The sequence below is a fragment of the Anaeromyxobacter soli genome (assembly GCF_022808855.1).
Taxonomy (GTDB): Bacteria; Myxococcota; Myxococcia; order Myxococcales; family Anaeromyxobacteraceae; genus Anaeromyxobacter; species Anaeromyxobacter soli.
The window spans coordinates 61,369-70,866 of sequence record NZ_JAKZLF010000031.1 but is presented as its reverse complement, the minus strand read 5'-3'; the positions used below and the strand labels follow the sequence as shown (position 1 = coordinate 70,866).

At 71.9% G+C, this 9,498-nt stretch carries 9 protein-coding genes; 6 read left to right on the top strand and 3 right to left on the bottom strand.

Translation table 11 applies throughout. The features are described from left to right. Positions 1–123 precede the first annotated feature (123 nt). Together MLV88_RS18660 and MLV88_RS18655 are read right to left on the bottom strand one after the other, a co-directional pair. Positions 124–1,002, bottom strand: a complete 879-nt coding sequence (locus tag MLV88_RS18660) for a DMT family transporter (protein ID WP_242359892.1) — start codon at positions 1,000–1,002, stop codon at positions 124–126. A gap of 35 nt (positions 1,003–1,037) precedes the next feature. Beyond that, complete coding sequence (locus tag MLV88_RS18655) at positions 1,038–2,174, bottom strand: lactonase family protein (RefSeq protein WP_242370639.1); 1,137 nt, start codon at positions 2,172–2,174, stop codon at positions 1,038–1,040. A 328-nt stretch (positions 2,175–2,502) separates the two neighbouring features. Here MLV88_RS18655 and MLV88_RS18650 point away from each other — a divergent pair, with 328 nt between their 5' ends. The 4 genes from MLV88_RS18650 to MLV88_RS18635 all read left to right on the top strand — a co-directional run bounded on the left by MLV88_RS18650 (position 2,503) and on the right by MLV88_RS18635 (position 7,861). Beyond that, positions 2,503–3,162 carry an ABC transporter ATP-binding protein gene (locus MLV88_RS18650; protein WP_242333278.1) on the top strand — a complete coding sequence of 220 codons (660 nt, stop codon included), beginning with the start codon at positions 2,503–2,505 and terminating at the stop codon, positions 3,160–3,162. Positions 3,163–3,166: 4 nt separating this feature from the next. Next, positions 3,167–5,536: an ABC transporter permease gene (locus MLV88_RS18645; RefSeq protein WP_243338356.1), complete on the top strand. Its 2,370-nt coding sequence runs from the start codon at positions 3,167–3,169 to the stop codon at positions 5,534–5,536. A gap of 2 nt (positions 5,537–5,538) precedes the next feature. Next, positions 5,539–6,873, top strand: coding sequence for an efflux RND transporter periplasmic adaptor subunit (locus MLV88_RS18640; RefSeq protein WP_243338362.1), 1,335 nt, complete (start codon positions 5,539–5,541; stop codon positions 6,871–6,873). Between the two features lie 184 nt (positions 6,874–7,057). Beyond that, positions 7,058–7,861, top strand: coding sequence for a hypothetical protein (locus tag MLV88_RS18635; protein ID WP_243338354.1), 804 nt, complete (start codon positions 7,058–7,060; stop codon positions 7,859–7,861). 110 nt (positions 7,862–7,971) lie between these two features. Here the strand turns inward: MLV88_RS18635 and MLV88_RS18630 are convergent, their stop codons facing one another. Then, complete coding sequence (locus MLV88_RS18630; RefSeq protein WP_243338353.1) at positions 7,972–8,517, bottom strand: SEC-C metal-binding domain-containing protein; 546 nt, start codon at positions 8,515–8,517, stop codon at positions 7,972–7,974. Positions 8,518–8,716: 199 nt separating this feature from the next. Between MLV88_RS18630 and MLV88_RS18625 the strand changes: the two genes are divergently transcribed. After that, positions 8,717–9,016 (top strand): nucleotidyltransferase family protein, encoded by a 300-nt coding sequence (locus MLV88_RS18625; RefSeq protein WP_242333287.1) that lies wholly within the window; start codon positions 8,717–8,719, stop codon positions 9,014–9,016. Next, the gene (locus MLV88_RS18620; protein ID WP_243338352.1) at positions 9,006–9,341 is read left to right on the top strand and encodes a HepT-like ribonuclease domain-containing protein; all 336 of its coding nucleotides are present in this window, start codon (positions 9,006–9,008) and stop codon (positions 9,339–9,341) included. The genes MLV88_RS18625 and MLV88_RS18620 overlap by 11 nt, the downstream gene beginning before the upstream one ends. The last annotated feature ends 157 nt before the right edge of the window (positions 9,342–9,498 follow it).

The following is a 9,498-nucleotide window of genomic DNA, read 5'->3' as shown; positions in this document are numbered from 1 at the left end:
AGCGTCTCGCGTTCGTCGCTCGTGAGGCCCAGCGGGTCACCGGGAGCGGGCGTCATCTCGGTCAGCATCATGACCGTAGATCACGCCCTCGCCCATCCGTCCACGAATTTACGACTCAGGACACTAGGCGGCGGCAGTCGTCGCGAGCCGGATGCCGGCGCCGATCAGCGCGACGCCCGCGACGAGCGACGGCCCGATGACCTCGCCGAGGGTCACGGCGGAGAACAGGATGCCGAGGCTCGGAGCCGCCAGGAGCGCCGTGGACATCGTGCTCGCCCGAAGGTGACGACCCGCCTCCACGACCGCCCAGTAGCCGAAGGCGGTCGCGACCGGCCCGACATAGGCGAGCGACGCCGCGCCGCCCCAGCCGATGGGCGGCAGCGCGCCTTCACTCAATGCCGCGATGGGGAGGAGCAGGATGGCGGCGGCGAGCGCCTGCCAGGGCGCGAGCGCGAGCGCGGTCGCGGTGAAGCGGTGCCGGCGGACGAAGACGATCGAGATCGCCCAGGCGGCGGCCGCACCCATGAGCATGCCGTAGGCCAGGAGCTGGCGGCTCCCGGCGGGACGCAGCGAGGGAGCGGCGATCGCGACGACCCCCAGCAGCCCCGCGCACACGCCGAGCAGCCCCGAGCGCGCGGGCCGCTCGTGAAGCCACCACGCGGACAGCGGCAGGACCCAGATCGGTGTCGAGAACGCCAGGACCGACGCGCGACCCGGGGGCAGCACCGTCAGGGCGAGCCCGGTCAGCGCCGAGTACGCGCCCATCTGGAACACGGCGGAGACCGCGATGAGCGGCCAATCCGACCGCGGTGGAACGGCGAGCTCGCGGCGGAGCGCGACGAGGCCGAACAGGCAGGAAGCGGCGAGCACGTAGCGCAGGACCCCGAACCAGATCGGCGGCACGGTCGTGACGCCGATCTTGATCACGGGCCAGCTGATCGCCCAGGCGAGGACGAGCAGCGCGAGCAGCAGGTGAGGGCGAGCCATGCGCTTCGTGGCCATGCGTTCGGCTCGAGGTCGCCGGAGCGTACGATGCGCTACCGCGCGGCGAGCCCTGCCGAGCCGGCGGGGAGCCCTCTCACGAGCTCGACCTGCTCGAGCGCGCCGTCGCTCTGGACCGCGTAACCCGAGATGGAGCCGTCGCGCCCGTTGCGCACGTAGAGGTACCCGCTCCCGCGGCTCATGGCCAGGTCGGCCGGGGCGTCGCCGGCCGAGGCCGCCACGCCGCTCGCCTCGAGGAGCGCGAGCGTACCGTCCGGAGCGATGGCGAAGGCGGAGATGTCGTCGGCGCCCGTGTTGGCCGAGTACGCGAAGCGACCGTCGCCGGTGATCGCGATCCAGCAGGCGGCGCTCTGGAAGTTGGGAGCGGACGCAGTGACCACGTCGAGGACGTCGTCGCTCAGCCGGTAGGACGAGACGGTGCTCCCTCCCGCCTCGGAGACGACGAGCAGACCCCTCCGCGTGAACGCGAAGCCGAAGGGCGTCTGGCCGCTCGACTCGACCACCCGCGGGCCGTCGAGATCGCCGCCCTCGCCGACGGCGTAGACGCTGAGCCGGTTCGTGCTCTTCTCGGTCACCACGAGGAAGTCGCCCCCCGGATCGAACGCGATCTCGGCGGGTGCGCTGTCGGCTGCGCTGAGCGGCCGGGTGGAGCTCGGGATGGGGTGGAGGTCGCCGTCCTGGCCGATCCGCAGCCCCGTCACGCTGTTCGGCACGCCCGCGTTCACCACGAAGACGAGGTCGTTCACCACGGTGACGCTGATGGGCACGTCGCCGCCCGAGGGAGCGCGGTCGACGAGCCGGAGCGAACCGCTGTCGGACACCGCGAAGATCGAGACGTCGTCGCTGCCGGCGTTGACCGCGAGGGCCCAGCGGCCGTCGCGCGAGAAGGTGAGCGCACCCTGCGAGCCGAGCGCGGCGCCGGTGCCGGTCCCGCCGGTCGAGAACGAGCCGGCAGGGGAGAGCGTGCCGTCGGGCGCGCGTGCGAACGTCACCACCGCGTTGCCGGCGGGATCGTTCGAGAGCGCGTAGACCGTGCCGGCCGCGCCGGCGGATGCGGTGCCGGGCGCCTCCCCGGTCGTGGAAAGAACGGCTGCGGCGGCTTCCGCCTCGCCGCCCGACGCGATGAGGGTGGAGACGACGAGGGCTGCGAAGAGGGAGCTTCGTGGGTGCATGGTACCGACCTCCAGTTCGGGGTTCGGCTGAGCAGTGTGTCCCCGGGGTGGGGCGTTACAGGACGCGCGACGCGGCGAGGGACGGGCCGAGCGAGCCGCCCACCCGACGACGTGGGTGCGAGACGATGGCGGGTTGACGCGGGGCGAGACGCCGCGTGAGTGCACGAACCGGAGCCGCTCCGTGCGGGGACCCCCGATGTGCTCCCGGGCGTGCAACCCGGATGCGCTACGCTTCGTCGTGTCCTTCGCTGCCGCACAGACCCGTGCGCAGCTCGCGAGACCTGCGGAAGCGATTCTCTCCTGCGAGCAGCTGCGCAAGGTCTATCGAATGGGCGAGGTCGACGTCCGCGCGCTCGACGGCGTGGACTTCCGGCTGCACGAGCGCGAGCTCCTCGTGCTGCTCGGCCCCTCCGGCAGCGGCAAGTCCACGCTGCTCAACATCCTCGGTGGCCTCGACGTCCCCACCTCCGGGCGCGTCTTCTTCGCCGGAGAGGACATGACCGCCGCCGACGAGGAGGCGCTGACGCAGTACCGGCGGCGCCACGTCGGGTTCGTCTTCCAGTTCTACAACCTGGTCCCGAGCCTCACCGCGCGAGAGAACGTCGCGCTCGTGACCGAGATCGCCGAGGACCCCCTCGAGCCGGAGGAGGCGCTGGCGCTGGTCGGGCTGGGCAACCGGCTCGACCATTTCCCGGCGCAGCTCTCGGGGGGCGAGCAGCAGCGCGTGGCGATCGCGCGAGCCGTGTCCAAGCGGCCGTCGGTCCTGCTCTGCGACGAACCCACCGGCGCGCTCGACTTCCGCACCGGCATCCTGGTCCTGGAGGTGATCGAGCAGGTCAACCGCGAGCTCGGGACGGCGACCGCGCTCATCACCCACAACGCACCCATCGCCGACATCGCGGACCGCGTGGTGACGCTCGGAGACGGACGCGTGCAGAGCGAGCGCAGCTCCGGCCGTGTCGCCCGCGCGCGCGACCTGCGCTGGTGACGCGATGCTGATCTCGGCGCTCAACCGCAAGCTGCTCCGCGACGTCGGCCGCCTGAGGGGACAGGTCCTGACGATCGCGCTCGTGCTCGCGGGGGGCATCACCAGCTTCATCGGGCTCCGCGGCACCTACGCCGCGCTCCTGCGCGCGCGCGACTCCTACTACGATCGGGAGCGGTTCGCGCACGTGTTCGTGCTGCTCGAGCGGGCGCCCGAGTCCATCGCCCGGCGCATCGAGGTCCTGCCGGGCGTCGCCTCGGTCCAGACGCGCATCTCGAAGGAGGTGTTGCTGCCGATCGAGGGGAGGTCGCGACCGGCGTCGGGCCGGCTGCTCTCGCTGCCCGCCGCGGGCGAACCCGCCACCAACGCCATCCACCTGCGCAGCGGGCGCCTCCCCGAGCGCGACCGCGACGACGAGGTGGTGGTGCTCGAGGCCTTCGCGACGGCGCACGGGCTCGAGCCGGGTCACCACGTCCCCGCCGTGATCAACGGCAAGCTGCGCAAGCTCCGGGTGGTCGGCGTGGCGCTCTCGCCGGAGTTCATCTACGCGCTCAAGCCTGGGTCGATCGCGGAGGACGCGGCCGGCTACGCCATCCTGTGGATGAACCGAGCGCCGCTCGCGGCCGCCTACGAGCTGGAGGGCGCGTTCAACGAGGCGAGCCTCCTCCTGCAGCCGGGCGCCTCCGAGCCTGACGTGTGCGCCGCGCTGGATCGGCTGCTCCTGCCGTACGGCGGCGACGGGGCAGGCGGCCGCAAGGACCAGCAGTCGAACAAGATCCTCACCGGCGAGCTCGCGCAGCTGGAGGCGCTGGCGGGCATGGTGCCGATGATCTTCCTCGGCGTCGCCGCATTCCTGGTGAACATGGTGCTCGGGCGGCTCGTCACGCTGCAACGCCCAGAGATCGCGACGCTCAAGGCCATCGGGTACGGCAACCACGCCCTGCGCGCTCACTACGCGGGCCTGGTCGCGGTGGTGCTCGTGCCCGGCACCCTGCTCGGCCTCGCCGGCGGCTGGTGGATGGGGGACGCCGTGCTGGGCCTCTACACGAGCGTGTTCCGGTTCCCCGAGGCGGCCTTCCACCCGAGCTTCTCGCTCGTCGCCACGGGCATCCTGATGAGCGGCGTCGCGGCGCTCGCCGGCGCGCTCGCCGCGGTCCGCGCGGCGGTGCGGCTTCCGCCCGCGGAGGCGATGCGGCCGCCCTCTCCCGCCCTCTATCGCAAGAGCCTCGTGGAGCGCCTCAGGCTCTCTGCGCTCGTCGGGCCGGCGGGCATGATGATCGTGCGCGAGGTCGAGCGCCGCCCGCTGCGCACGCTCCTCTCGTCCCTCGGCATCGCCGGCGCGCTCGCGCTCGTCGTGCTGGGCCGCTTCGGCATCGACTCTCTCGACAGCTACCTCGAGGCGACGCTGCGGCGCGAGCAGCGCCAGGACCTGGCGGTCTCCTTCGATCGACCCGTCTCGCCGCGGGCCCTGCGGGAGCTCGCCGCGATGCCGGGCGTGCGCCAGGTGGAGGGCGTCCGCGCCATGCCGGTGCGGATCCGTCACCTCCATCGCACGCGCGACACCGTCCTCATCGGGCTGCCGGCCGGCGCGACGCTGCGCCGCCTCGTCGAGCGGGGCGGCCGGGAGGTCGCGCTGCCGCCGGAGGGCATCCTCGTCACGAGCAAGCTCGGAGAGGTGCTGGGGCTGCGCGCCGGCGACCGGGCCGAGGTGGAGATCCGCGAAGGCGCCCGGCCGGTGGTCCGACCCGTCATCGCGGGGTTCGTGGACGAGTCGGTGGGCCTGCAGCTCTACGCGCGCGAGGAGCTCGTCGCGCGGCTGGAGGGCGATCTCGGGGCGCTCGGCTCGGCCCTGCTCACGGTCGATCCGCTCGAGGCTGCTGCGCTGCAGGAGCGGCTCCGTCGGGTGCCCCGGGTCATCGACGTCTCCGAGGTGCGCGAAGACACCCGGCGCCTGCGCGACATGAACGCCTCGATGATGAACGTCTGGACCACCGTCGCCATCGTGCTCGCGGCCACGGTCATCTTCGGGGTCGTCTACAACAACGCGCGCATCGCCCTCGCGACGCGGGCCCGCGACCTCGCCAGCCTGCGCGTGCTGGGGTTCTCCCGGCACGAGATCTCCTGGATCCTCATCGGCAGCATGGCGATCGAGATGGCCATCGCCATCCCCATCGGCCTCTATCTGGGCCTCGCGTGGGGGCGGCTCTTCATGCGGTCCGTGGACCAGGAGCAGTTCCGCTGGGAGGTGTACGTCGCGCCCAGCACGTACCTCATGGCGGCGGCCGTCGGGCTCCTCGCGGCCGCGGCGAGCGCGCTGTGGGTGCGCCGCAACGTCGATCGGCTGGATCTGATCGGCGTCCTCAAGACGCGGGAGTGAGCATGGGTGCCATCGGCGAGCAGAGCACGCAGCCCACCCAGCCGCTCCCGGCCGACGAGCCGGCGGGTGCGCCGCCCGCGCCAGCGCCACCGGCGCTGCGCGGCACGCCCGGGGACGAGGCACGACACGCCCGCGAGCATCGACGGAAGCTCATGCGCGGGGCCCGGCAAGGGCTTCTCCTCGTCCTCGTCCTCGCTGCCGCCCTCGCCACGGTGCGGGCGCTGCGGCCGAGCCCCGTGCCGGTGGACGTCGCCACCGCGGCGCGCGGCAGCCTCGTGGTGGCGATCGAGGAGACCGGCATCGCCCGGGTCAAGGACCGTTACGTCGTCTCCGCGCCCGTCACGGGCACCGTCTCGCGCCAGCTCCTCGAGCCCGGAGACATGGTCGGCGAGCGGGACGTGGTGGCGGAGATCGCGGCGGTCCCCTCGCCCCTGCTCGACGCGCGGACGCGCTCCGAGGCGCAGGCGAGGCTGAGCGCCGCCGTGTCGGCGCTCGGGCAGGCGCAGGCGCAGGAGGGACGCGCGAGGGCGGCGGAGGGGCTCGCCCGGGAGGATCTCGCTCGCGCCCGGTCCCTGGCCGCGGGCGGATCGCTGCCGAGCCAGGGCCTCGACCGCGCCGAGTTCGAGGCGCGGATGCGCACGCAGGAGCTCTCCTCGGCGGTGTTCGCGGTGAAGGTCGCGGCCGAGCAGGTGCGCGTCGCGCGCGCTTCGCTGGGCGGGGAGGGCGCCTGGCGCGAGCGGCACGTGGACGTGCTCGCCCCCGCCTCCGGCCGCGTGCTGCGGGTGCTGCAGGAGAGCGAGGGCGTCGTGCAGGCCGGCACGCCGCTGCTCGAGGTCGGCGATCCGGGGGCGCTCGAGCTCGTCGTCGATCTGCTGACCACCGACGCCGTCCGCGTCCAGCCCGGGACGCTCGTGACGATCCTGGGATGGGGTGGCGACCGCGCGCTCGCGGCCCGCGTGCGCAGGGTCGAGCCGTCCGCGTTCACCAAGCTCTCCGCGCTCGGGGTGGAGGAGCAGCGGGTCAACGTGATCGCCGTCTTCACCGATCCGCGACAAGCCTGGAGCGCGCTGGGCGACGGGTTCCGCGTCGAGGCGCGGTTCGTGCTGTGGCGAGGCGACGACGTGCTGAAGGTCCCGCAGGGCGCCGCGTTCCGCCAGGGCGACGGGTGGGCGGTGTTCCGCGTGGACGGCGGCAAGGCGCGATTGACGTCGGTGCAGATCGGACACCGCGGCGAGACGGAGGTCGAGGTGCTCGGCGGCGTCGACGCCGGCGCGGTGGTGGCGGTGCATCCCGGCGATCGGGTGAAGGACGGCGGCAGGGTGGAGGTGCGCCGATAGAGGCGAGAGCGCACCGGACCTACACCCCCCTCCAAGTACCTGTTGCCGCGAGGCACACGCGCAGCACGCGTGGCCGCTCCAAGTGCGCGATCTTGCTCGGGTAGGCTCGCTGGCTCGAAAGCTGCTGAGCCTGCCCGGAGAGAATACGCCCCGGTGGCAGCTCGTCGGATCTCAGGAGGACAGAATGCGCTACCTGCTCGTTGCATCGTCGCTGCTGCTCGGATCGCTGACCTCGGCCACCTCGGCCCAGGCTCAGGTCTCCGTCGGCGTCGGCATCGCGCTCCCCAGCATCCAGATCGGCATCAACGTCCCGGCCTATCCGGAGCTCGTCCCCGTGCCGGGGTATCCCGTCTATTACGCCCCTCGAGCGAGCTCGAACTACTTCTTCTATGACGGCGCCTACTGGGCGTTCCAGGGCGACGAGTGGTACGTGAGCAGCTGGTACGACGGACCGTGGTACGTGGTGGAGCCCGCGCATGTGCCGCTCTACGTGCTGCGCGTCCCGGTGCGCTACTACCGGCAGCCTCCCCCGTACTTCCGCGGGTGGCGCGCCGACGCGCCGCCACGCTGGGGCCACCGCTTCGGCCACGACTGGGAACGGGGTCACCGCGGGTGGGATCGATGGGACCGCCGCGCCGCCCCGCGCCCCGCGCCGCTGCCCGTCTACCAGCGGGGCTACGTGGGTGACCGCTATCCTCGCGCGCCCGAGATGCAGCACTCGATTCGCTCCGAGCAGTATCGCTACCGGCCGCGCGAGGAGGTGACGCGGACGCGCTTCGAGCCGCACGGCCGGGACCGGGGGCCCGAGCGGGCGCAGCCGTATCCGCAGCCGTCTGATCACCAGCGCTGGTCGGCTCCTCCGCCGCAGTACGATGATCGCGGAGACTCCCGTGGACGGCACGACGACGATCGGCGGGACGACCGTGGGCGCCACGACCACGGCCGGCGGCACGAGGACGAGGGGCGCGGGCGCGGTCACAGGGACTGACGCGCAACTGGAGTGAGCTTCACGCGGCGGGGAGCCCGGGGCACGGGGCTCCCCGCTGTCGTTTCGTGATCGGGGATCCCGGACGAGGCGGGAGCGTCGTCCGTCTATGTTCAGTGAAGCTGACGCGTGGCAGCGGCTCCGAGGGTGCAGCACCGCTTGTACTTCTGGCCGCTACCGCAGGGACACGATGCATTTCGGCCCGGGCGTGCCTCGCGCGTCGCGGGCCGCCGCGCGGACTTCGCCGAGGGAAGCGCGTCGGGGCCGGGCTGCCACAGTCGAGCTGTCTCGCGCTCGATCCGGTCGATATGCGCGCGCTGTGCAACGGTCAGCGCCCCACCGAGCTCCTCGATCGCGTGCGCGATCGCGCTCAGCTGCTCCGCCGCGCAGATGGCACAGTCGGCCTTCGCGACCAGGTCATCGGACTCGAGCGCGCGAACGAGGTGTGGAATCGCCCGGGCGTCGCCGTACCTCGCGAGGAAGGCAGCGCCACCGACGGGACTCTCGTCGAGCACTCGAACGAGAGCAGCGAGAATCCGATCGTCGCGAGCCTGCGTTCGGACCAGCGCCATCGCGAGCCGGGTGCGCTCCGCGACATCTCGCGCCGCGTGGAAGGAGGCGAGGAGGGAATCCAGCGATGGCTTCGGGCGAGTCGGCATGAGATCTCCGGCGAAGAGGTGAGCCTCCCGCGTCGTCCAATCTGCGGACGAAGGGTCCGCGGTCCCGACGGCGTGTCCGCCGCCATTCCGGTCCTGGAACGCGAAACGACTCGGACGGCGGGTGCATGAGCAATTCGCGTGCCGTCGGCAAACGACAGGACTGTGCTGACCTCGCGAACTGCGGTTATGATTCAAAGGGATGACCGTACGGATCCACATGCCGGAAGAGGCGCTGGCGGCGTTTTGCCGGAAACATCGCGTCAGCAGGCTCGCGCTGTTTGGATCCGTTCTACGAGACGACTTCCGGCCAGACAGCGATGTGGACGTTCTCGTCGAGTTCCAGCCAGGGGCCCGGGCCGGGTTCCTGAAGCTCGCCGAGATGGAGCTCGAGCTCGGCGCCATGCTCGGCCGGAAGGTCGATCTGAGGACACCGGGAGAGCTGAGCCGGTACTTCCGCGACGAGGTTCTAGCGAACGCCGAGGTCCAGTTTGCGACCTGACGACGTCATCCGGCTGCGGCACATGCTGGACGCCGCGCGCGAGGCGATGTCGTTCGCGGCTGGACGCTCGCGGGGCGATCTCGAGCGCGATCGCATGCTGGTCTTGGCGATAGTCAAAGACGTCGAGATCATCGGCGAGGCTGCCGCGCGGGTCAGCCCTGCGATGCAGGCATCACACCCGGAGATCCCGTGGGCGCAGATCATCGCGACGCGCAACCGTCTGATTCATGCGTACTTCGACGTGGACCTTCAGGTCGTCTGGGACACGGTGACGGATGACGTCCCGCAGCTCGTCCGTCTGCTGGAGCCTTTCGTGCCGTCGTAATGCGGCAAGGTGCGAGAACCCGCGCTGAGCGACTTCATTCACTGGTGCCGTCACGGACGACCCGCCCGCCGAAGCGACGAGTCCTGGTCGTCCGGGAAGCCCGCGTAACCTTCGGCTGCGCTCTCATCGTGCATGCGTCGAGGCTAGCGGCAGTACG